At 72.4% G+C, this 22,920-nt stretch carries 19 protein-coding genes; 5 read left to right on the top strand and 14 right to left on the bottom strand.

Annotated elements, in window-relative coordinates; translation table 11 throughout:
- Positions 1 to 95 precede the first annotated feature (95 nt).
- Positions 96 to 995: a TIGR01777 family oxidoreductase gene (locus AV521_RS17225; protein ID WP_076089296.1), complete on the bottom strand. Its 900-nt coding sequence runs from the start codon at positions 993 to 995 to the stop codon at positions 96 to 98.
- 65 nt (positions 996 to 1,060) lie between these two features.
- Between AV521_RS17225 and AV521_RS17220 the strand changes: the two genes are divergently transcribed.
- Positions 1,061 to 1,540, top strand: coding sequence for a GNAT family N-acetyltransferase (locus tag AV521_RS17220; protein ID WP_179023166.1), 480 nt, complete (start codon positions 1,061 to 1,063; stop codon positions 1,538 to 1,540).
- A 15-nt stretch (positions 1,541 to 1,555) separates the two neighbouring features.
- On the opposite strand, the gene AV521_RS17215 is transcribed toward AV521_RS17220, so the two are convergent.
- A complete protein-coding gene (locus tag AV521_RS17215) occupies positions 1,556 to 2,740 on the bottom strand; it encodes a MarP family serine protease (protein WP_076089292.1) in 1,185 nt (394 codons plus the stop codon).
- A gap of 509 nt (positions 2,741 to 3,249) precedes the next feature.
- Between AV521_RS17215 and AV521_RS46585 the strand changes: the two genes are divergently transcribed.
- Complete coding sequence (locus AV521_RS46585; RefSeq protein ID WP_256725595.1) at positions 3,250 to 4,119, top strand: peptidoglycan recognition protein; 870 nt, start codon at positions 3,250 to 3,252, stop codon at positions 4,117 to 4,119.
- Positions 4,120 to 4,203: 84 nt separating this feature from the next.
- Positions 4,204 to 4,437 carry a hypothetical protein gene (locus AV521_RS17205; RefSeq protein WP_076089573.1) on the top strand — a complete coding sequence of 78 codons (234 nt, stop codon included), beginning with the start codon at positions 4,204 to 4,206 and terminating at the stop codon, positions 4,435 to 4,437.
- Between the two features lie 11 nt (positions 4,438 to 4,448).
- On the opposite strand, the gene AV521_RS17200 is transcribed toward AV521_RS17205, so the two are convergent.
- From AV521_RS17200 to AV521_RS17160, 9 genes are all read right to left on the bottom strand, one after another.
- A complete protein-coding gene (locus AV521_RS17200) occupies positions 4,449 to 4,967 on the bottom strand; it encodes a DUF4240 domain-containing protein (protein WP_076089290.1) in 519 nt (172 codons plus the stop codon).
- Between the two features lie 56 nt (positions 4,968 to 5,023).
- Positions 5,024 to 6,034: a YafY family protein gene (locus tag AV521_RS17195; protein ID WP_076089288.1), complete on the bottom strand. Its 1,011-nt coding sequence runs from the start codon at positions 6,032 to 6,034 to the stop codon at positions 5,024 to 5,026.
- Between the two features lie 526 nt (positions 6,035 to 6,560).
- On the bottom strand, positions 6,561 to 9,272 hold the full coding sequence (gene aceE, locus AV521_RS17190; protein WP_076089286.1) for a pyruvate dehydrogenase (acetyl-transferring), homodimeric type: 2,712 nt from the start codon (positions 9,270 to 9,272) through the stop codon (positions 6,561 to 6,563).
- 277 nt (positions 9,273 to 9,549) lie between these two features.
- The gene (locus AV521_RS17185; RefSeq protein WP_076089284.1) at positions 9,550 to 10,173 is read right to left on the bottom strand and encodes a GntR family transcriptional regulator; all 624 of its coding nucleotides are present in this window, start codon (positions 10,171 to 10,173) and stop codon (positions 9,550 to 9,552) included.
- A 182-nt stretch (positions 10,174 to 10,355) separates the two neighbouring features.
- Positions 10,356 to 12,164, bottom strand: a complete 1,809-nt coding sequence (sucB, locus tag AV521_RS17180; protein WP_076089282.1) for a 2-oxoglutarate dehydrogenase, E2 component, dihydrolipoamide succinyltransferase — start codon at positions 12,162 to 12,164, stop codon at positions 10,356 to 10,358.
- Between the two features lie 61 nt (positions 12,165 to 12,225).
- A complete protein-coding gene (gene lpdA / locus AV521_RS17175; RefSeq protein WP_076089280.1) occupies positions 12,226 to 13,614 on the bottom strand; it encodes a dihydrolipoyl dehydrogenase in 1,389 nt (462 codons plus the stop codon).
- Positions 13,615 to 13,918: 304 nt separating this feature from the next.
- Entirely contained in the window at positions 13,919 to 15,463 is a 1,545-nt protein-coding gene (locus AV521_RS17170; protein ID WP_076089278.1) for a leucyl aminopeptidase, read from the bottom strand.
- 166 nt (positions 15,464 to 15,629) lie between these two features.
- Positions 15,630 to 16,301 (bottom strand): RDD family protein, encoded by a 672-nt coding sequence (locus AV521_RS17165; protein WP_256725576.1) that lies wholly within the window; start codon positions 16,299 to 16,301, stop codon positions 15,630 to 15,632.
- Between the two features lie 67 nt (positions 16,302 to 16,368).
- Positions 16,369 to 17,154: an adenosylcobinamide-GDP ribazoletransferase gene (locus AV521_RS17160; protein WP_076089276.1), complete on the bottom strand. Its 786-nt coding sequence runs from the start codon at positions 17,152 to 17,154 to the stop codon at positions 16,369 to 16,371.
- 60 nt (positions 17,155 to 17,214) lie between these two features.
- Between AV521_RS17160 and AV521_RS17155 the strand changes: the two genes are divergently transcribed.
- Positions 17,215 to 17,979, top strand: coding sequence for a hypothetical protein (locus AV521_RS17155; RefSeq protein WP_076089274.1), 765 nt, complete (start codon positions 17,215 to 17,217; stop codon positions 17,977 to 17,979).
- Here the strand turns inward: AV521_RS17155 and AV521_RS49300 are convergent.
- From AV521_RS49300 to cobT, 3 genes are all read right to left on the bottom strand, one after another.
- Complete coding sequence (locus AV521_RS49300) at positions 17,919 to 18,683, bottom strand: hypothetical protein (protein ID WP_179023164.1); 765 nt, start codon at positions 18,681 to 18,683, stop codon at positions 17,919 to 17,921. The genes AV521_RS17155 and AV521_RS49300 overlap by 61 nt on opposite strands.
- A 10-nt stretch (positions 18,684 to 18,693) precedes the next feature.
- Complete coding sequence (locus AV521_RS17140; RefSeq protein ID WP_076089270.1) at positions 18,694 to 20,553, bottom strand: phosphatidylglycerol lysyltransferase domain-containing protein; 1,860 nt, start codon at positions 20,551 to 20,553, stop codon at positions 18,694 to 18,696.
- Positions 20,554 to 20,697: 144 nt separating this feature from the next.
- On the bottom strand, positions 20,698 to 21,795 hold the full coding sequence (gene cobT, locus AV521_RS17135) for a nicotinate-nucleotide--dimethylbenzimidazole phosphoribosyltransferase (RefSeq protein ID WP_076089268.1): 1,098 nt from the start codon (positions 21,793 to 21,795) through the stop codon (positions 20,698 to 20,700).
- A gap of 133 nt (positions 21,796 to 21,928) precedes the next feature.
- Between cobT and AV521_RS17130 the strand changes: the two genes are divergently transcribed.
- Positions 21,929 to 22,912, top strand: a complete 984-nt coding sequence (locus AV521_RS17130; protein ID WP_076089266.1) for a class I SAM-dependent methyltransferase — start codon at positions 21,929 to 21,931, stop codon at positions 22,910 to 22,912.
- The last annotated feature ends 8 nt before the right edge of the window (positions 22,913 to 22,920 follow it).

Below are 22,920 nucleotides of genomic sequence, written 5' to 3'. Positions count from 1 at the left end.
GAGCACGGTCGCATGGAGGTCGCATACGGTCACAAGAGGTCACAGGAGGTCGCAGGACATCCCTGGCGTACGTCGGGCCGCCGGGATCGGGTCCGTCACGCCGCCCGGATCGCCTCCTCGATCCCCGGGAACGCGAACCGGAACCCCGACTCCAACAGCCGCTTCGGCACCACCCGTTGGCTGCCCAGCACATCCCCGGCCATCTCGCCCAGCACCGCCCGCAGCACCGGCGCCGGTACCGCGAACGGGGCCGGACGGTGCAGCACGCGCCCCATCGCCGCCGTGATCTCACGGTTCGTCAGCGGCTCGGGAGCCGTCAGGTTGAACGGCCCGGACAGTGTGTCGCCGTCGATGAGAAACCGGAGCGCGGCGACCTCGTCGTGCAGCGCGATGTACGACCAGTACTGCCGCCCGTCGCCCAGCCGCCCCCCGAGCCCCGCGCGGAACAGCGGGAACAGCCGTCCCCACGCCCCGCCGTCCCGGGCCACCACCAGCCCCGTACGCGCGAACACGGTGCGCACGCCCGCCTCCTGCGCGGGCGCCGCCGCCTCCTCCCACTCCACGCACAGCGAGGGCAGAAAGCCGTCACCCGGCGGCGCCTGCTCGTCCACGGCCCGGTCGCCGGTGTCGCCGTAGATGCCGATCGCGCTGCCGTTGACGAAGACCCGCGGTGGCTCGGCCAGCGTGGCGACCGCCTCCGCCAGCGTGGCCGTGCCCAGCACCCGGCTGTCCCGCAGCAGCCGCTTGTACGACGGCGTCCAGCGCCGGTCGCCGATCCCGGCCCCGGCCAGATTGACCACCGCGGTACAGCCGGTCAGCCCGGCCGCGGTCGCATTGACGGACCGCCCCGCCGGGTCCCAGGAGACCTCGCCCGGGCCCGCGGCCGACCGGCGCACCAGCCGGACCACCTCGTGCCCGTCCGCCGTCAGGGACCTGACCAGGGCGCTGCCGATGAGCCCGGACGCGCCGGCCACCGCGATACGGAGACGTTCCATGGCTCCAGCATGCCCGGGCCGAAACCCCGGGAGGTGCTGCGGACACCCGTCGTAAGGTGATCGCCATGCCGGAGCCATCCATACGCGTCGCCGTCGCCGGGGACGAGGAGGCACTCGCCCTCCTCGACCGCGCCACCTGGTCCACCCTGCACGCCGTCTCGCCGCCACCGGAGGGGCCGTTCTTCGACGAGCGGCACGTCCCGCGGGACTACCTGGTCGCCGAGGCCGACGGCCGCGTCGTCGGCTACATCCGCATCGCCCGCCCCACCCCGCTCGCCTCGAACGCACACGTGCTCCAGATCCAGGGCCTCGCCGTCGCCGACGAGGCACGCGGGCAGGGCCTCGGGCGCGCGCTGATCCGGGCCGCCGCCGGGGAGGCGCGCAGCCGCGGTGCGCGGCGGCTGACCCTGCGCGTGCTCGGGCACAACGCCCCGGCCCGCGCGCTGTACGAGTCCGAGGGGTTCGCCGTAGAGGGCGTGCAGCCGGAGGAGTTCCTCCTCGACGGCGCCTACGTCGACGACGTACTCATGGGCCGGAAACTGTGACGGCCAGGGCCTGTCCTAGGAGCTGACCAGCTGGCCCGTGTCCACCGGCACCGTCGCCGTGGCCGCGCGCCGTGCGTCGCCCGACACCTCGTCCGCCGTCAGCACGTACCCCGTCTCGGCGTCCGAGGTGGAGCGGGCGAAGACCACCCCGAACACCTTGCCGTGTGTGGTCAGCAGCGGGCCGCCGGAGTTGCCCGGGCGGACCGTGGAGCGGATCGAGTAGATGTCCCGGGTGACCGTGGCGTCGTTGTAGATGTTCTGGCCGGTGGCCTGGACCCGGCTCGCCACCGTCGCCGCCTGGAGGTTCAGGCCGCCGTCCTGCGGATAGCCCGCGACCACCGCCGAGTCACCGCGCGCCGCGGTCGTGTCGAAGCGCAGCACCGGGGCGTGCAGGCCCGGCACATAGAGCACCGCCACGTCCCGGTCGGGATCGAAGAGCACCACCCGGGCCTCGTACGACCGCCCGACTCCGCCCACGCGCACGCTCGGCTGGTCGATGCCCGCCACCACATGGGCGTTGGTCATCACATGGTGTGCGGCGTAGACGAAACCGCTGCCCTCGCGGCCCTCGTTGCCCGACACGCCCTCGATCTTGACCGTGCTCAGCTTCGCGGCGCTCGTCGCCGCCGGTGTGACGCTGTCGCCGGAGGGGCGGGCAACCCGGGCCGTCGACTCGTTCTCGAACGGGTTGAAGACCTGCGGGAAACCCGCCTCGGTCAGCGCCGACGTGGCCCGTGAGAACCACGCGGGCGTGGTGTCCGGCATCGCCTGTTGCACCGCGCCCAGCAGCGTCGAGTTCCGTATCGCCGTCGCCAGCGTCTGGGACGGGGCCGCGCCCAGCACGCTCGCCACCACCCAGGCCACGATCAGCACGGCGACCGAGTTCGCCGCCGCGCCCCCTATCCCGTCCACGACCCGCAGCGGGCCCCGGTCCAGCTCCCCGCGTAGCCGCAGCGCCAGCCGGCCCGCCAGCTCGTGGCCCACCACCGCCGGCACCAGGACCGTCACCACCGCGAGCACCGTCGCCTGTGCCGTGCCGCGCTCCGCCAGACGGGTCACCCAGGGCAGCACCCACACACCGATGACGGCGCCGCCGACGAACCCGGCAAGCGAGACACAGCCGGCCACCAGGCCGCGCCGGTATCCGGACGCCGCGTAGACGAGGATCACCAGCACAAGCACCAGGTCGAGCAGGTCCACGGAGCCGCCTTTCTCTCGGACCCCTCAGTACGGACGGGACGGGCCCGGTGATCAGTCACCCACCCATACGCGAGAACGGCCACCGGGCGGCGAACCGGCCACGTATGTGTGTACCCCCAGAAACGTCCCGGACCGGGACGATGGTTCCGCCAGGTGGCACAGCGCACATCGCGGGCGGGGCCCGGCGGCCGGAGAGTGGGATCATGTTCGCCCTCCGAAGAACGCTGGAGAAGCCCGGAACCTCCCCGATACCGGGGACACCGGGCACTGACACCTCCGGGACCCCGCAGACACCGGGGACACCGGAGAACGAGACGCCGGAGCCACCGGGGCCGACGGAGAGACCCGAGCCACCGGGGCCGGCGGACAGACCGAACCCGTCCGAGCGTCCCGAGCCACCGGGTATACCGGACCTGCCCGGGACCCCGCGGACGCCCGAGGCGCCGGAGACACCGGGCGCGCCGGGGATACGGAGCCTGTTCCGTCGGCGCATACCCGGTCCCCTGCTGGTGCTGCTCGGCGGTCTGCCCTGCCTGCTGGCGGTCGTCGCGCTCGCCCTGTGCGCCCGTGGCTTCGAGCGGACCACCGTGGTCGGCCTCGACGAGGACGAGCCGGTACCGGCCCGCGCCCCGGCCGCGGGCCACCGCGCCGCCCGGCCGCACATCGTGCCCCGCTCCGTCTGGCTGGGCCCCACCGGACACACCCAGCCGCCCCCGCGTTACGACGACAAGGTGGTCGCCGTCTTCCTCCACCACACCGACTCGCCGGGCGGCTACGACTGCGACGACGTGCCGAAGATCATCCGCCACCTGTACGCCGGCCAGACCGGTGACCGTCGCTGGGACGACATCGGCTACAACTTCCTCGTCGACCGCTGCGGCACCATCTACGAAGGCCGCGCCGGAGGCGCCGAGCGGGCCGTCATCGGCGCCCACACCATGGGCTTCAACCGTCGCACCGCCGGTATCGCCGCGATCGGCACCTTCACCGCCGGGGTCCCCGTGCCCAAGGCCATGACCGACGCGATCGCGGCCCTGGCCGCCTGGAAGCTCGGCCTCGCCGACATCGACCCGCGCACGAGCGTCAGCCTGGTCTCGAGCAACAGCCTCAGCCGCTTCAAGGTCGGCGCCTCCGTCACCCTGCCCGCCCTGGCCGGCCACAAGGACGGCTACATGACCGACTGCCCCGGCGCCGCCCTCACCGCCCGCCTCCCCGAGATCAGGGACCAGGCCGCCCGTCTCCAGGGCCGCACCACCCCGGCTCTGCCCAGCCGGATCATTCCGGTTCTTCCGGGCCGGGCCGGGCCCGCCTTCCCCGGCTGGACCGCCCCTGTTCTCCCGGGCCGGACGGCCCCCGCGCCGCTCACAGGAATCCCCTAGACGCCACGCAGCCTTCTCCGAGCCCCGCGCCGTACGGTCGGGGACGACATCAGCCGACCCGAGGTGGTCATGAAGGTGGGGGTCATGAACAGCACTCGTACGCACGACGGGACCACGGAGCGGACCCGTCGTGCACCGGTCACGCGCGGCACCTGGGCGGCGCTCTGCGCGGCCGCCGCCGTCGTCCTCGGCCCGGCCGCGGCCACCGCGTCCGCCCTCGGCCGCGCCAACGCCGCGCCGCTGCATCACGCGGTACGGACCGACCGGAGCCAGGCCCTTCTGCCGGCCGGCGCCACCCGCGGGCGCACGGCCGGCTGAGCCGGGTCCGGCTACTCCCGGAAGCGGTCCCACAGCCGCGGAAACCGTTCGGCGAGGGCCCGCTCGTTCTCGAAGTCCACCGGCGTGCCCTCGGGCTCGGCGGGCGCCGGGGCGATGCCCAGGTCCGGTGCGACGGTGCCGGTCAGCTGCTCGTAGGCCTCGTCGGCCGCGTAGCCCAGCTCCTCGCCGTCGCCGTCGATCTCCTCGTCGAACTCGCCCAGCAGCTCGGCCAGCGAGTCCGGCTCGTGCAGGGCGCCCTCGTAGACCTCCCGGCCCTGGCCGATCAGCCAGCAGCGGAAAAAGTCGAACGCGTCGTCGCTGGCCCCGTCCAGCAACACGCAGGCGGCGCCCCACAGGTCCCAGTGGTAGGCGCGGTTGTAACGCGCCTCGAAGTGACGGGCGAAGTCCAGGACCAGCTCGGGGTCCAGCTGGAGCAGCCGGTCCACGAGCGCGTCGGCCTGTTCCTCGGGATCGCCCTCGGCACTCTCGCGGGTGGCGTCGATCAGCTCCCAGAACTCCGTCTCGTCCATCACGGCACCAGCATCGGGCCTCCACCCGTGGGACGCACGCGGAGTAAGGCGGATCGTTATCCCGTGCCGGTACGGCCGTAGAGCGCCGCCAGCCGGACCGCGTCCGCCGCCAGCCGTTCCCGCAGGCTCTGCGGAGCCAGCACCTCGGCCTCCGCCCCGAGCGCCGTCAGCTGCGTGTACGCGACCTCCTCGGACTCCACCGGCAGCGTCACCGTCACCCAGCCCGCCCCGTCCGGCTCGCCCGGCCCGCTCAGCGCCGCGCGCGCCGCCACCGGCTCGACGGCGTACCGGAGCCTGCGCACGCCCAGCGGGGACAGCCGTACGACGGCCTCGGCGCGCAGGATCGAGCGCGCGAACCGCTCGGCCTGCTCGGCCCAGTATCCGGGCAGGCCGAACTCCGGATCACGGGCGAACCGTTCCTCCAGAGGATCCACGGCGCTGAACCGGTCGATCCGGTAGGTCCGGTACGTACGGGAGGCGCCGTCGCCCGAGGAGTCGCCGTCCGCCACCCGCGCGCACAGGTACCAGACGCCCGCCTTCAGAACGAGCCCGTACGGCTCCAGCAGCCGCTCCACCTCGTCCGCACCCCGCCGGTACCGGGCGGTGACCCGGCGGTCGTCCCACACCGCCTCCGCGACCACCGACAGCAGCGCGGGCGTCTCCGGCTCCTGGAACCAGGCCGGCGCGTCCAGATGGAACCGCTGGGCGGCGCTGTCCGGGGCGTCCCGCAGCGAGGGCAGCAGCGCCGCGGAGACCTTCAGCCGGGCCGCGGAGGCGGCGTCCTCCAGGCCCATCTCCCTGAGCGCCCCCGGCACCCCGCTCAGGAACAGCGCCTCCGCCTCGCTCCTGGCCAGGCCCGTCAGCCGCGTCCGGTAGCCGCCGACCAGCCGGTACCCGCCGGCCCGCCCCCGGTCCGCGTACACCGGCACCCCCGCCTCCGACAGCGCCTGCGCGTCCCGGGTGACCGTCCGCTCCGACACCTCCAGCTCCCGCGCGAGTTCGGCGGCGGTCATGGAGGGCCGGGACTGCAGGAGGAGCACCATCTTGATGAGCCGGGCCGCACGCATGCGGCCAGCCTGCCACGAAGCCTGCCGGCCCGGCGGCGATCGCCCAGAGCCCGTCCGGCCATTCCCTCTCCCACGGCCTCAAGGCGTGGGAGGTGCCCCCCAGCCCGGCGACACCTGGCACGCACCCCCCGGCAGCAGAAGGCGGAGAGGCGGCTGACGGAGATCGAGGAGCATGCCGAGGAACTGCGCCTGGAGGCCGGGCGGCTCCGCGGGGACGCCGAGCGCCGGGCCCGGCAGACGGTGCAGGCGGCCGAACGGCAGGCCGAGTCCGTCGTCGCCGAGGCCGGGGGCAGGGCAGGCCGGATCCTCTCGGAGGGCGCGTTGACCGGACTGCGCGACACCGTGGCCGCGGTCACCGCCGACAGCAGACTCACCCCGGTCGGCGGACTGGTCGAAAACGCGCAGGCATCCGCGCCGGCTGACCGAACCGCACGAGGCGCTGACACGCTCCGACGAAACGCCGGGCGGCGGACAGAGGGCGTCGCCATCCTCCGTCCGCCGCAACGGCGCTCAGTTGTGCCGGCTCCTACAGCCCGTACTTCTCCCGGGCCTCCTTGACCGCCGTGGCCTTCACCTCGCCGCGCCTGGCGAGCTGGGCCAGGGCCGCGACGACGATCGACTGGGCGTCGATGCCGAAGTGGCGGCGGGCGGCCTCACGGGTGTCCGACAGACCGAAGCCGTCGGCGCCCAGCGAGGAGTAGTCTTGCTCGACCCACTGCGCGATCTGGTCCGGGACCTGGCGCATGTAGTCGGAGACGGCGAGGACCGGGCCCTCGGCGCCCTGCAGCGCCTGGCGGACGTACGGCACGCGCTCCTCGCCGCGCAGCAGGGCCGCGTCGGCCTCCATCGCGTCCCGGCGCAGCTCCGACCAGGAGGTCGCGGACCACACGTCGGCGGCCACACCCCACTCCTCGGCCAGCAGCTTCTGCGCCTGAAGGGCCCAGTGGATCGCCGTACCGGAGCCCAGCAGCTGGATACGCGGGGCGTTGGCGGCCGGGGACAGGCCCGCGGACTCGACCGTGTTGAAGCGGTACAGGCCCTTGACGATGCCCTCGTCGATGCCGAGGCCGGCCGGCTTGGCGGGCTGCGGCAGCGGCTCGTTGTAGACCGTCAGGTAGTAGAAGACGTTCTGGTCCTCGCCCGGCTTGGCCTCGCCGTACATCCGGCGCAGACCGTCACGGACGATCACCGCGATCTCGTAGGCGAACGCGGGGTCGTACGTCAGCGCGGCCGGGTTGGTGGCGGCGATGACCGGCGAGTGGCCGTCGGCGTGCTGCAGGCCCTCACCGGTGAGGGTCGTACGGCCGGCCGTCGCGCCGACGAGGAAGCCGCGGCCGAGCTGGTCGCCGAGCTGCCACATCTGGTCGGCCGTGCGCTGCCAGCCGAACATCGAGTAGAAGATGTAGAAGGGGATCATCGCCTCGCCGTGCGTCGCGTACGCGGTGGACGCGGCGATGAAGTCGGCCATCGAACCGGCCTCGGTGATCCCCTCGTTGAGGATCTGGCCGTTCTTGGCCTCCTTGTAGTACATCAGCTGGTCGCGGTCGACCGGCTCGTACGTCTGGCCCTTGGGCGAGTAGATCCCGAGGGACGGGAAGAGGCTCTCCATGCCGAAGGTGCGCGCCTCGTCGGGGACGATCGGCACCCAGCGCTTACCGGTCTCCTTGTCGCGGACCAGGTCCTTGACCAGGCGGACGAAGGCCATCGTGGTGGCCACGTTCTGCGAGCCGGAGCCCTTGTCGAAGGAGGCGAACGCCTTCTCGGCGGGGGCGGGGAGAGGGGCGAGGGCGTGCGTACGACGGGCGGGGGCCGGGCCGCCGAGGGCCGCGCGGCGCTCGTGGAGGTAGCGGACCTCGGGGGAGTCGGCGCCCGGGTGACCGTAGGGCACCACACCGTCGACGAACTGGCTGTCGGAGATGGGGAGTTCAAGAAGATCGCGCATCGTCTTGAACTCGTCCACCGTCAGCTTCTTCATCTGGTGGTTGGCGTTCTTCGACGCGAAGCCGTCGCCGAGGGTGTGGCCCTTGACCGTCTGGGCCAGGATCACGGTCGGCGCGCCCTTGTGCTCGACGGCGGCCTTGTACGCGGCGTAGACCTTGCGGGCCTCGTGACCACCGCGAGAGAGGTGGAACACCTCAAGAATCTTGTCGTCGCTCAGCAGCTTCGCCATCTCGGCGAGCGCCGGGTCCTTGCCGAAGAAGTCCGCGCGGATGTAGGCGGCGTCACGGGTCTGGTACGTCTGGATCTGCGCGTCCGGTACCTCACGCAGGCGGCGTACGAGCGCGCCAGTCGTGTCGAGGGCGAACAGCTCGTCCCAGGCGGTGCCCCAGAGCGTCTTGACGACGTTCCAGCCGGCGCCGCGGAACTGGGCCTCCAGCTCCTGCACGATCTTGAAGTTGGCGCGCACCGGGCCGTCGAGGCGCTGCAGGTTGCAGTTGATGACGAAGGTGAGGTTGTCCAGCTCCTCGCGGGCGGCGAGCGCGAGGGCCGCCGTCGACTCCGGCTCGTCCATCTCGCCGTCGCCGAGGAACGCCCACACGTGCGAGGACGAGACGTCCTTGATGCCGCGGTTGGTGAGGTAGCGGTTGAAGCGCGCCTGGTAGATGGCGGACAGCGGGCCGAGGCCCATCGACACCGTCGGGAACTCCCACAGCCAGGGCAGACGGCGCGGGTGCGGGTACGACGGCAGGCCGTTGCCGCCTGCCTCCTGGCGGAAGTTGTCCAGGTGGTGCTCGTTCAGCCGGCCGTCGAGGAAGGCGCGGGCGTAGATACCGGGGGAGGCGTGGCCCTGGATGTACAGCTGGTCGCCGGAGCCGGCGGCCTCCTGGGATTCCTTGCCCTTGAAGAAGTGGTTGAAGCCGGTCTCGTACAGCCAGGCGGCGGAGGCGAAGGTGGCGATGTGGCCGCCGACGCCGTGTTTCGAGCCACGGGTCACCATCGCGGCCGCGTTCCAGCGGTTCCACGCGGTGATGCGGGCCTCCATCTCCGGGTCACCGGGCAGGCCCGGCTCGGCGGAGGTGGGGATGGTGTTGACGTAGTCGGTCTCGAGGAGCTTCGGCAGCGCGATGCCGCCCGCCTCGGCGCGCTCCAGCGTGCGCCGCATCAGGTACGCGGCGCGGTGCGGCCCGGCCTCCCGGGCGACGGCGTCGAGGGAGGCCTGCCATTCGGCGGTCTCCTCCGGGTCGCGGTCGGGGAGCTGGTCGAGCGCGCTCGGCTGGATGGCGTTGGGGTCGGTCATGTCGCCGCCTTCCTCAGTCGAAGGGGGTTCCCTCATCGGTAAGGGCTCGGGGGTGCCCTTGGTCTTTGGCAGGACAGGGCTGGACTTCGGTGGAAGTCCGTCGGCGACTTTAACTCCCTGATCGATGATCGATCAAAGGGTTGAGGGGCAAAACCTCTCGATTCCGAGAAAGTCGGCACGGGGTGCCTTCGACGGGGGCACCCCGTGCCGTTGTTGGGTGGTGTTTTCGCAGGTGAGCGGGGTTGTGCTCGCGTGGTCGAGATCGCGCAGAACGGGGCTAGGCCCTCGGGGCGCAGCCCAGTACATGGGCCTTCACGATCTCCGCGATACGGGGGTCCCGGCGCTTGAAGGCGGCCACCAGCTCCTCGTGCTCCTCCGCGTACGACTGCTGGACCGTGCCCAGCCAGCGGATGGACAGCGCCGTGAAGACCTCGATGCCGAGCCCTTCCCAGGTGTGCAGGAGCACCGAGTTGTGCGCGGCGCGCACGAGCTCGCGGTGGAAGCCGACCGTGTGACGGACCTGGGCGGTGCCGTCGGCCTCGCGGTCGGCCTCGTACAGGGCCAGGACGTGCGGTTCCAGGGCCGAGCAGTCCTCGGCCAGACGGTCGGCCGCCAGCTCCGCCGCGATGGCTTCCAGCCCGGCCCGCACCGGGTAGCTCTCCTCCAGGTCGGCCGCGGTCAGGTTCCGCACCCGCACGCCCTTGTTCGGCGCGGACTCGATCAGGCGGAGGGACTCCAGCTCGCGCAGGGCCTCACGGACCGGGGTCTGGCTGACCTCCAGCTCGGTGGCGATACGGCGCTCCACGATGCGCTCACCCGGCTGCCAGCGCCCGCTGACGATTCCTTCCACGATGTGCTCGCGGATCTGTTCGCGCAGCGAGTGGACGACGGGCGCGGTCATGGAGGCTCCTTAGGGAGGGCTGACGTTTAGACAATACGGCGGGTTCGCTCCGTGGGTGGGGCACGTGGGGGTGCTTTTGCGCAGGTGAGACGAGGCTTACACGCAACGCGCGCCGACAAACACGAACACCCCGCCCGGAAAGCTCCGGACGGGGTGCCGCACAGGCGAAGAGCCCAGTGGGCTTACAGGCCCAGCTCGACCTCGAACTCGCCCGCCTCCAGGATCGCCTTGACCGCCGTCAGGTAACGGGCCGCGTCGGCGCCGTCCACCAGGCGGTGGTCGTAGGAGAGGGTCAGGTAGGTCATGTCGCGGACGCCGATGACCGTGCCCTCCTCGGTCTCGATGACGGCCGGACGCTTGACCGTGGCACCGATGCCGAGGATCGCGACCTGGCCCGGCGGCACGATGATCGTGTCGAACAGGGCGCCGCGCGAACCGGTGTTGGAGATGGTGAAGGTCGCGCCGGACAGCTCGTCCGGGGTGATCTTGTTGGCGCGGACCTTGCCGGCCAGCTCCGCCGTGGCCTTGGCGATGCCCGCGATGTTGAGGTCGCCGGCGTGCTTGATGACCGGGGTCATCAGGCCCTTCTCGGAGTCCACCGCGATACCGACGTTCTCGGAGTCGAAGTAGGTGATCGTGCCCTCGGCCTCGTTGATTTTGGCGTTGATGACCGGGTGGGCCTTCAGCGCCTGGGCCGCCGCCTTCACGAAGAACGGCATCGGGGAGAGCTTGACGCCCTCGCGCGCGGCGAAGGAGTCCTTGGCCTGGGCGCGCAGCCTCATCAGGCGGGTCACGTCGACCTCGACGACCGACGACAGCTGGGCCTGCTCGTGCAGCGCCTTGACCATGTTGTCGCCGATGACCTTGCGGATGCGGGGCATCTTGACGGTCTGGCCGCGCAGCGGGGAGACCTCCAGCGCCGGGGCCTTCTTCGCCGCTCCGGCGGCCGGAGCGGCGGCGGCCGGAGCCGGGGCGGCGGCTGCGGCCTTCGCGGCCTCGGCGGCGGCGATGACGTCCTGCTTGCGGATACGGCCGCCGACGCCGGTGCCCTTGACGGCGGCCAGGTCGACGCCGTTCTCGGCGGCGAGCTTGCGCACCAGCGGGGTGACGTAGGCGCCCTCGTCGGTCGCCTGGGTGGCGGTCGGGGAGGTCGGCGCGGTGGCCGGGGTGACCGGAGCCGGGGCGGGCGCCGGAGCCGCGGGGGCGACCGGGGCCGGGGCGGCAGCAGCGGGAGCCGGAGCCGGAGCGGCCGGGGCCGGGGCCGGAGCGGCCGGGGCAGCCGGGGCCGCGGGGGCAGCGGCGGCGGGGGCCGGGGCGGCCGGAGCCGGGGCAGCCGCCGGAGCGGCACCGGGGGCGCCGATGACGGCGAGCTTGGCGCCGACCTCGGCGGTCTCGTCCTCGTTCACCACGATCTCGAGCAGCACGCCGGAGGCGGGCGCCGGGATCTCGGTGTCGACCTTGTCCGTGGAGACCTCGAGCAGCGGCTCGTCGGCGTCGACGGAGTCGCCGACCGACTTCAGCCAGCGGGTGACGGTGCCCTCGGTGACGGACTCACCGAGCGCGGGCAGGACCACGTCCGTGCCCTGGGCGCCACCGGCCGGAGCGGCGGGGGCGGCCGGGGCCTCGGGGGCCGGGGCGGGGGCCGGGGCCTCGGGGGCCGGGGCGGGGGCCGGGGCCTCAGCCACCGGAGCGGCCGGGGCCGGAGCCGGGGCCTCGGCGGCGGCGGGGGCCGGGGCGGCAGCGGGGGCACCCGTGCCGTCGTCGATCACGGCCAGCTCGGCGCCGACCTCGACGGTCTCGTCCTCGGCGACCTTGATGGAGGACAGGACACCGGAGACGGGCGAGGGGATCTCGGTGTCGACCTTGTCGGTCGACACCTCCAGCAGCGGCTCGTCGGCCTCGACGCGCTCGCCCTCGGCCTTCAGCCAGCGGGTGACAGTGCCCTCGGTGACGCTCTCACCGAGCGCCGGAAGGGTTACGGAAACCGCCATGGTTTCGGTTGCTCCTAACGAATTGCGGAAGTCTGTGTCGTCGCGCCCGTTGACCGAAGGCTCAGTCGTGGGAGTGCAGCGGCTTGCCGGCGAGCGCCAGGTGCGCCTCGCCGAGCGCCTCGTTCTGCGTCGGGTGGGCGTGGATGAGCTGGGCGACCTCGGCCGGCAGCGCCTCCCAGTTGTAGATCAGCTGGGCCTCGCCGACCTGCTCGCCCATACGGTCGCCGACCATGTGGACGCCGACCACGGCACCGTCCTTGACCTGGACGAGCTTGATCTCGCCCGCGGTCTTCAGGATCTTGCTCTTGCCGTTGCCCGCCAGGTTGTACTTCAGAGCGACGACCTTGTCCGCGCCGTAGATCTCCTTGGCCTTGGCCTCGGTGATACCGACGGAGGCGACCTCCGGGTGGCAGTACGTCACCCGCGGGACACCGTCGTAGTCGACCGGAACGACCTTCAGACCGGCCAGACGCTCCGCCACCAGGATGCCCTCGGCGAAGCCGACGTGCGCGAGCTGGAGCGTCGGGACCAGGTCACCGACGGCGGAGATGGTCGGGACGTTGGTGCGCATGTACTCGTCGACGAGGACGTAACCGCGGTCCATGGCGACCCCGGCCTCCTCGTAGCCCAGGCCCTGCGAGACCGGGCCGCGGCCGACGGCGACGAGGAGGACCTCGGCCTCGAACTCCTTGCCGTCCGCCAGGGTGACCTTCACGCCGTCCTGCGTGTACTCGGCCTTCTGGAAGAAGGTGCCGAGGTTGAACTTGATGCCGCGCTTGCGGAACGCGCGCTCAAGCAGCTTCGAAGAGTTCTCGTCCTCGACCGGGACGAGGTGCTTCAGGCCCTCGATGACCGTGACGTCGGAACCGAAGGACTTCCACGCCGAGGCGAACTCGACGCCGATGACACCGCCGCCCAGGATGATCGCGGACTGCGGCACGCGGTCCAGGACGAGGGCGTGGTCGGAGGAGATGATCCGGTTGCCGTCGATCTCCAGGCCCGGCAGCGACTTCGGCACGGAGCCGGTCGCGAGCAGCACGTGGCGGCCCTGGATGCGCCGGCCGTTCACGTCGACCGAGGTGGGGGAGGACAGACGCCCCTCACCCTCGATGTAGGTGACCTTGCGGGAGGCGATGAGCCCCTGCAGACCCTTGTACAGGCCCGAGATCACATCGTCCTTGTACTTGTGGACGGCCGGGACGTCGATGCCCTCGAAGGTCGCCTTCACACCGAACTGCTCGCTCTCGCGGGCCTGGTCGGCGATCTCGCCCGCGTGCAGCAGGGCCTTGGTGGGGATGCAACCCCGGTGCAGGCAGGTGCCGCCGACCTTGTCCTTCTCGATCAGGGCGACGTCCAGGCCCAGCTGCGCCCCGCGCAGGGCCGCGGCGTAACCACCGCTACCACCGCCGAGGATCACTAGGTCGAAAACGGTGCTGGCGTCGTTCGCCACGTCACGTCCTCCATGCATGTGCGCCTTGCGCCGGTCTTCGATGACCGGCGGGCGGCTGGTGTCCGGCCGCTTGATGCTTCGGCCCTTCGGTGGGGGCCCTGTCCTGCCGGGCTCCATCTTTGCACTTGTTCGAGGCGGACGAGACGCCGGGCCGGGGTGTGAGACACCCCACGTACAGCTGAAAACGAGGGTGCGCACGAGCAGGGGCGCGGGGCTGTGCCGATTTGCGGCTCCGCCGCGTGGGCGCGAACCCCCACGCCCCTGCAGTCGCCGTACTACGGAATGGACCGAGCGCTCAGGCGATTCAGCCCAGGTCGCCGGAGGCGGTGAGCTCCGCGAGCCGCACCAGCGTCCGCACGGCGGAACCCGTGCCGCCCTTCGGCGTGTACCCGAACGGCCCGGCCTCGTTGAACGCCGGACCGGCGATGTCGAGGTGTGCCCAGGTGATCCCCTCCGCCACGAACTCGCGCAGGAAGAGACCGGCGACCAGCCCGCCACCCATCCGCTCACCCATGTTCGCGAGGTCCGCGACCTGGGACTCCATGCCCTTGCGCAGGTGTTCCGGCAGCGGCATCGGCCAGGCCGGCTCGCCGACCTCCTCCGCCGCCTCGTGCACCGCGGAGCGGAACGCGTCGTCGTTGGCCATGACCCCGAACGTCCGGCTGCCCAGCGCCAGCATCATCGCGCCGGTGAGGGTCGCGACGTCCACGATCGCGTCCGGCTTCTCCTGCGAGGCCGCCCACAGCGCGTCGGCGAGCACCAGCCGGCCCTCGGCGTCGGTGTTGAGCACCTCCACCGTCTTGCCGCTGTACATGCGCAGCACGTCACCCGGGCGCACGGCGGAGCCCGACGGCATGTTCTCGGCCAGCGCCAGCCAGCCGGTGACGTTGGCCTCCAGGCCGAGGCGCGCGGCGGCGACGACCGAGGCGAACACGGCGGCGGCACCACTCATGTCGCACTTCATCGTCTCGTTGTGACCGGCCGGCTTCAGCGAGATGCCGCCCGAGTCGTAGGTGATGCCCTTGCCGACGAAGGCGAGGTGCTTCTCCGCCTTCGGGTGGGTGTACGTCAGCTTGACCAGGCGCGGGGTCGCCGCCGAGCCGCCGCCGACCCCGAGGATGCCGCCGTAGCCGCCCTTGACCAGGGCCTTGTCGTCGAGCACCTGCACCTTGATGCCGTGCTCCTTGGCCGCGGCCTGCGCGACCGCGGCGAACGCCTCGGGCGTGAGGTCGTTCGGCGGGGTGTTGATCAGGTCCCGGGCGCGGTTCAGCTCCTCGCAGACCGCGACGGCGCGGGCGACGGCACCCTTGTGGGCGGCGTCGCGCGGCTTGCCGCCGAGCAGCGCGGCCTCGGCCAGCGGCGCCTTGCCGTTCTTGGCCTTGGCGTCCTTGGCGTTGTCCTTGTAGACGTCGAAGGAGTACGCGCCGAGCAGCACGCCCTCGCCGATCGCGCCGACGGCACCCGGGCCGTCGACCGGCAGCGCGAACGCCGCCTTCTTCGAGCCGGCGAGCGCCCGGGCGGCCACGCCGGCGGCCTTGCGCAGGGCCTCGGCGCCGTAGGCCTCGTCGCCCTCGTTCTCGCTCTTGGCGTCCGGCCCCGCGCCCAGGCCGACCGCCACGACGATCGGGGCCTTGAAGCCGGCCGGTGCGGGCAGCTTCGTCAGCTCGCCCTCGGCACCCGAGGCACCGAGGGCCTCCAGGACGCCGGCCAGCTTGCCGTCGTACGCCTTGTCCACGGCCTCGGCGCCCGGCGCTACGACGGGGCCTTTGGTGCCCTTGGCGACACCGATCACGATCGCGTCGGCCCGCAGGCCGGGCGCCGCTGCGGTGCTGAGAGTCAGAGCAGTCACGGTGGTGAGTTCTCGCTTCCGATGTGAAGTTGCTGTGGCCGAAGTGGGGTGGGTCGACCGGGCCCGAGAGCCGACCTTAGGTCCAGACCTGGGCGCAGGTGGCAACCGGGGCCTTCACCCTGTCGGCGAACACCCGGAACGAGACTACGCGCGTGTGCGCCCTCGCTCATTCCTGCGCATGTTCACCTGTGCGTGGCGTCGTGGCCATCTCCGCCTCCCGCGCACCCGCGAACGAGCCACGGCCATCGGTGCCCGTAAGGCCCTGGGACCGCTGGAACGCACCCACGACGGAGGTGCCGGCCAGCCGGTCGGCGAGGGAGCGGCGGCCGGGGAAGAGCACCGTCAGGGCGTTGACCAGGAACAGCACCACCGCGACGGCCCACACCAGCACCGACAGCGCGAACTGCTGCTCGATCAGCAGGACACAGGCCAGCGCGTACACCGCGACGTCGGCGGCGGTGGTGACGGCGGCCCGGCGCAGGGCGTGCCGGGACACCCGCGGGGTGACGCGCAGACCGAGCATGCCCTTGCCGAGGGTGCGGCCGAGCAGTGTGAGACAGGCCCACTGGTAGAGGAACGTGACGACGACGAGCGCGCCGAGGGCCTCCTCCACGTCCAGCACGATCCCGTCCCACAGGGACAGGCCGAGCTGCTCGGAGGCGCCGATGACGTCACCGCGCGAAGTGACCAGGTCGAGGCCGCCCTTCGCGGCCAGCGAGGGCACGTCGGTCACCAGCGCGCTGATTCTGTGGAAGGTGAGGATCGCGAACAGAGCGGCTGCCGCCGCCACCAACGCGAAATCCATGAACCAGGCGATGGCGCGGCGCAGCCTCAGCACGGAAGTCCCCCGAATCACAACTCTCTGTCCGTGTACGGGCAAAGATCCTAGCGGCCGACAGCAGGCCCTAGGGGCCGAAGGCCAGGACCACGAGCGCGGCCGTTGCCGCCGTTTCCTCCAGTGCGCCGAAGACATCCCCCGTCACCCCGCCGAACCGGCGCACGCAGCGGCGGAGCAGGAGTTCGGCCGTGGCCAGGGACAGCGGTACCGCGGCCGCCGCGCGCAGCGCACCGTACGGGCCGAGGGCCGCGCCCCACGCGGCCGCACCGATCGTGACGGCGGCCGCCATGGCGAGGGCGCCAGGCAGCGGCACCACACCGGCCACCGCCGCCCCCAGCCCCTCCGGCCGGGCGGCCGGCACTCCGGTGCGGGCGGCCAGCGTGAGCGCGAGCCTGGCCGCTGCGGCCGAGACGACGGCCGCCAGTGCTCCCCGCCCCCAGGAGTCGCCGTAGAGCTGTGCCAGTACCGCGACCTGGGCCAGCAGCACCAGGACCAGGGTGATGACGCCGAACGGGCCGATGTCCGACTGCTTCATGATCCGTAGCGCGTCCTCCGCGGGCTTGCCGCTGCCCAGCCCGTCGGCGGTGTCGGCGAGCCCGTCGAGATGCAGCCCGCGGGTCAGGGCGGCGGGTACGGCCACGGAGCCGACCGCGGCGAGCAGCGGGCCGGCGCCCAGCAGGAGCAGGAGCAGCCCGAGTCCGGCCGCGCAGACGCCGACGACCAGCCCGGCCACGGGGGCGGTCAGCATCCCTGCGCGTGCGGCCCCCCGGTCCCAGCGGCGCACCCGGACGGGCAGCACGGTGAGGGTGCCGAAGGCGAAGCGCAGGCCGTCGTGAGGGGAGGACTTGAGCACCGGCGAAGGTTACCCGGCGGTCGCGGAGCCGCCCGCCGCACCCGGGGATAAGGTGCGCATATGGGGCACTGGTGGGTACGGAACATCGTCGAACCGGGCAAGCTCCCGCTGTTGCTCGCCCTCACCTCCTTCGTGCTCACCTTCGTCGTCACGCGCGTGATCACCCGCCTGATCCGGGCCGGCAAGGGCCCGTTCGGCAACGTCAAGGCGGGCGGGCTGCACATCCACCACGTCGTGCCCGGCGTCGTCCTCACCGTCGTCGGCGGATTCGGCGCCGTGGCCAGCGACCGGCACGGCGCGGGCGGGGCCGTCGCCGCCGTCGTGTTCGGCATCGGTGCCGGGCTGGTGCTGGACGAGTTCGCGCTGATCCTGCACCTGGACGACGTCTACTGGAGCGAGGAGGGCCGCAAGAGCGTCGAGGTCGTCGTGCTCACCGCCGCGCTCGTCGGGCTGCTGCTCGCCGGATTCTCCCCGTTCGGCGTCAACGACCTGTCCCCGGAGGAACTTCAGGACCGCGGCGGTGCCCTCACCACCATCGGCGTGAACTTCCTCTTCGCGCTCGTCGCCCTGAGCAAGGGCAAGACGCGCATCGCGGTCTTCGGCGCGGTCGTGCCGCTGGTCGCGCTGGTCGGCGCCGTCCGGCTGGCCCGCCCCGACTCCCCGTGGGCCCGCCGCTTCTACGGCCGCCGCCCGCGCGCCCGCGCCAAGGCCGCCCTGCGCGCCTACCACCACGACCGCCGCTGGGCCAAGCCGCGCCGCGCCCTTCACGACTTGATCGGCGGCAAACCCGACCCGCGTCCGGTCCGGCTGCCCGACCGCCGCTGACCGCGCCGCGTCAGCCGGCCGTATCCGCGCCGCATCCGGAGCCGCAGCCCGTGCCCGCGGCGGTGCCGCACGGCCACGATCAGGCACAGCAGCCCCACCGCCATCAGCGCGGCGAGATGTTCCTTGCCCGCCAGGTTCTCCTTGATCAGCACCTCGGCCACCATGGCCAAGGTCACCGCGCCCGCCGTCATATAGGCGCCGTACCGCCAGGCCACGAACACGGCGAGCCCCACCACGGCCGCCGACGGGCCGGTGTCGACCACCTGCGCGTCCGTCCACGGCAGCCCGAACGGGGCGTGTGCGCCGAGCGAGATGCCGACGCGCGCGTACAGGGTGCCGGCGAGCGTGGCGACGTAGGCGATGACCAGCGTCCGCCACCAGCCGATGGCCACCTCGGCGATCCCGAACACCAGCAGGATCTGCGCCAGCGCGCCCCACACCGGCAGATCCAGCGCCGGCACGTACAGCGACAGGGGAGTGCGGAGCAGGGCCAGTCCCAGCGGGTCCTCGGCCCGTACGGCGCCCACGTTCTGCACGAACTGGTAGCCCCACTCCCGGTTCTGCACATACTGCAGAAGGGACGTCAGGCACACCGCCCCGAGCGTCATCGGCACCGCCCGCAGGCGCCGCTTCAGCAGGGCTTCCCGTACGGTGACGTACAGCAGCCCCCACTCCTCACGGGCCCAGCGGGCGAGCGTTCTCATCGGATGTTCCTCATCGGTGCGTGTCCAGGTGCCTGCGGTGCAGCCACTTCGGCAGTCCCGGCGCCTCCAGGAAGCCTTCGGCACGGGCCGCGGCGAGGCCGATGCGCAGCAGGTCCGCGCTCTTCTCGAAGAGCAGGAACCGCGGCTCCCAGATGGGCCGGTACTTGGCGTTGGCGCGGTACAGCGACTCGATCTGCCACCAGCGGGAGAAGAAGCTGAGCAGCGACCGCCACAGCCTCAGCACCGGACCGGCACCGAGGCGCGCACCACGTTCGAAGACCGACCTGAACATCGCGAAGTTGAGTGAGACCTGCGTGATCCCGATCTCGCCGGCCCGCCGCAGCAGTTCGATGACCATGAACTCCATCAGCCCGTTGTCGGAGTCCCGGTCACGGCGCATCAGGTCCAGGGACAGCCCGTGCGGCCCCCACGGCACGAACGACAGCAGGGCGCGCAGCCGGCCCTCGGCGTCCGTGCACTCCAGCATCACGCACTGCCCGTCCTCGGGGTCCCCGAGCCGGCCGAGCGCCATGCTGAAGCCGCGCTCGGTCGCCCCGTCCCGCCAGTCGTCCGCCCGCTCGACGAGATACGCCATCTCGTCCGCCGAGTCCGCCGAGTCCGCCGAGTCCGCCGAGTCCGCTGGGACGGCCGTGACATCTGGGATGTCTGGGATGTCTTCGTGTCGCCGGATCCGCACCTGGTACCCGGCCCGCCTCACCCGGTTGTAGGCCTGGCGGACCGTTCGCATCGCCCGGCCCTCCAGCGTGAAGTCGGCGACCTCCACGATCGCCTCGTCGCCGAGTTCCAGGGCGCCCAGACCGTGCCGGGCGTAGATCGTGCCCGCCTCCTCGCTCGCCCCCATCACCGCCGGGATCCACCCGTGCGCCCGCGCCTCGGCCAGCCACGGCGCGATCGCGCCCGGCCACGCCTCCGGATCGCCGAGCGGATCCCCGGACGCCAGGCTCACCCCGCCGACCACCCGGTAGGCGACGGCCGCCTTCCCGGTCGGCGACCACACCACGCTCTTCTCCCGGCGCAGGGCGAAGTAGCCCAGCGAGTCCCGCTCGCCGTGCCGCTCCAGCAGGGCCCGCAGCTGTTTCTCGTCGTCCTCGGTGAGCGGGTCGACGGCGCGCCGGGAGCGGAAGGCGGCGTAGAGCACGGCGAGGACGAGGGCCGTACTGAGCACGTTGATCGTGACGTTGGTCCAGTTCGGCGGGTCGATGCCCGGGAAGCGGGACTCGTCGGCCGCCACCGACACGAGCCGCAGGGTGCCGTAGTGCCAGCGCTCCAGGAAGGTCGAACTGGCCGCGTCCGGCGCCTGGTTGGTGACCGTCACGAGCAGCCCGGCCAGCAGGCTCGCGGTGAGCCCGCCGCAGACCGCGACCGTGGCCGCGAGCCGGGGGTTGGACCGGTCGCCCTTGGCGTAGAACTCGCGCCGGCCCACGACCAGCGCGCCGACGAAGGCGGCCGTGAGCCCCAGCGAGATCCAGTTCTGTGCGTACCGGCGCAGCTCCGGGAAGACCATGGCGAACGCGAACAGAACGAGGAAGGGCCCGCTGAGCACGAGGTTGAGGATCCAGGCGGCGCGCTTTCTGCGCCGCATGGTGATCGCCAGGAACGTGGTGAAGACACCCGAGGCGAAGCCGGCCGTCAGCAGATACGGCGTGAAGAAGTCGTCCTGGTTGTGCCGGCGCACGTCCTGGCCGAGCGAGACCCAGACCGCGCTCAGGAAGTTGATGAAGGCGATGGTCCGCAGATACCAGACGGCGACTGCGGCGGCCCGCCGGGAGGCCCCGGCCGACCGCCGCCCCTCCTCAACCGGGCGCCCCGGCTCGGCTTGTGACGGCGCGGCATTTCGGGCATCTCCCATGGGTCAGGATCATATGGGCGCTGCCCTGACGAACCGCACTTTTCCGCCGGGGCGCCCTCTGTCCCCTGGGGCTCCGCCCGTGGCTTCCGCCGGTCCTCCCGCACCCTTGAGACAGTGGGGGGTGCCGAACCGGCCGAAACCCGACTACTCGCTCTCCCTCTCCTCCGGCTCCTTCTCCTCCGGCTCCTTCTCGGCCTCCGGCTTCTCGGGAAGCTCGGCAGCCAGCGCGGCAGCGCTCCGTACCAGGGGAAGCGCCAGCAGGGCTCCCGTGCCCTCGCCGACCTTCACGCCCTGCTCCAGCAGCGGCTCCAGGGCCATCCGGTCCAGGGCCTTCGCCTGCCCCGGCTCCCCGCTGTCGTGCCCGGCCAGCCACCAGTCCGGCGCCCGGAAGGCGATGCGCTGCCCGACCAGCGCGCAGGCGGCGGCCACGACGCCGTCCAGGATCACCGGCAGCTTCCGCACCGCGCACTGCAGCAGGAAGCCGGTCATCGCCGCGAGGTCGGCCCCGCCCACGGTCGCCAGCAGCTGCAACTGGTCCCCGAGCACCGGCCGTGCCCGCCTGAGCGCGTCCCGGATCGCCGCGCACTTGCGCATCCACGCCAGGTCGTCGATCGCGAACCCGCCCCGCCCGGTCACCACCGACGCGTCGGTCCCGCACAGCGCGGCGATCAGCACCGCCGCGGCCGTGGTCCCGCCCACGCTGACGTCCCCGAGCACCACCAGGTCCGTACCCGAGTCGGCCTCCTCGTCGGCGACCGCGACACCCGCGCGCAGCGCCGCCTCGGCCTCGTCCAGGGTGAGCGCGTCCTCGATGTCGATACGGCCGCTGCCGCGCCGCACCCGGTGCCGTGCGACGTCCTCCGGGAAGGCGTCCGGTGCGCAGTCCAGGGCCATGTCCACGATCCGCACGGGCACCTCCTGCCGGCGTGCGAGCACGGACACCGGGCTCGCACCCTCCAGCACCGCCCGGACCAGCTGCTCCGCGCCGCCCGCGGGCCGTGCCGAGACACCCAGTTCGGCGATGCCGTGGTCACCGGCGAAGAGGATCACCCGCGGCCGCTCGATGGGCCGTACCGGTACGGCGCTCTGTGCGGCGGCCAGCCACTCGCCCAGCTCGTCGAGGCGGCCCAGCGCCCCGCCCGGCACGATCTGGCGCTCCCGTCGGGCCTCGGCGTCACGGCGCACGCCCCCGTCCGGGCGCTCGATCAGATCGGTGAAGTCGTCCAGATTAAGCCTGCTCATTCGCCGAACAGTACCGCCAGAGAACGAACGCTTCCGCGCCACATGGCCACCACACCCCTACGACGTCATTGCACCCAAGATCTGGATCCCATACTTTCCGTTTTGTCGTGGAATGTCGCTCAGGGAGCAGCCCATGCCGACCTCGCCCGTCACCCCGAAGACCCTCGCGCGGTCCTTTGACCCGTTCCTGGAACCGCGCCGCGAGAACTGCCCCTGGTGCGGCTCCGCACGGCTGCGCACCCGGGTGCGGGCCGGCGACCCGCTGCGCCACCGGCCGGGCAGGTTCGTCCTCGACCAGTGCCGTGACTGCGGCCACGCCTTCCAGAACCCCCGGCTCACGGCGGAGGGGCTCGCCTTCTACCACCGGGACTTCTACGTACGGCACTTGGAGGAGTTCACCGCCCGGGTGCTGTCCACCCGCGCGGTCCGCCGCCGGCACCGCGCCACCGCCTACAAGCTGTCGGCGCTGGCCGAGGCGGAGAGCTGGCTGGACGTGGGCACGGGCCACGCCGGCTTTCCCGAGGCGGCCAAGGAGTTCTTCCCGTACACGAGCTTCGACGGCCTGGACCCGACGGCCCGGGTGCAGCAGGCGCAGCTGGAGGAGCGGGTCGAGGAGGCCCACCGCGGCTACCTCGCCACCCCCGGGACGGCGGCCCGGCTGCGCGGCCGCTACGACGTGGTCAGCATGTTCCGCCACCTGGAGCACACCCCCGACCCGCGCGCCGAACTCCGCGCGGCCCTGACGGTGCTGCGCCCCGGCGGCCACCTGGTCCTGGAAGTCGCCAACCCACGCAGCGCGTTCGCCGCCCTCCTCGGCAGATGGTGGCTCCCCCACGGCCAGCCCCGCCACCTCCACCTGATGCCCCTGCCCAACCTGCGCGCGGAACTGGAGGCGCTGGGCTGCGCGATCCTCATCACGGACCGCCACGCCCCGCACATCCCCTACGACCTCTCGGGAGCCGTCGCCCTGGCCTCGGCTCCCCACGCCCTGCTGAGGTTTGCCGCAGCACCCTTGCTGGACGTGGCGTCCGCCCTCGACCACGTCCTGGCGCCGTTCGTCCGCCGCACTCCCTTTTCCAACGCGTACAGAATCGTGGCGCGCAAGGCCGTCCGCTGACCGCGAGT

Source organism: Streptomyces sp. IMTB 2501 (genome assembly GCF_001953885.1).
Taxonomy (GTDB): domain Bacteria; phylum Actinomycetota; class Actinomycetes; order Streptomycetales; family Streptomycetaceae; genus Streptomyces.
Note: the sequence above shows the minus strand (reverse complement) of the source record. Positions and strands in the feature narration are given on the sequence as shown.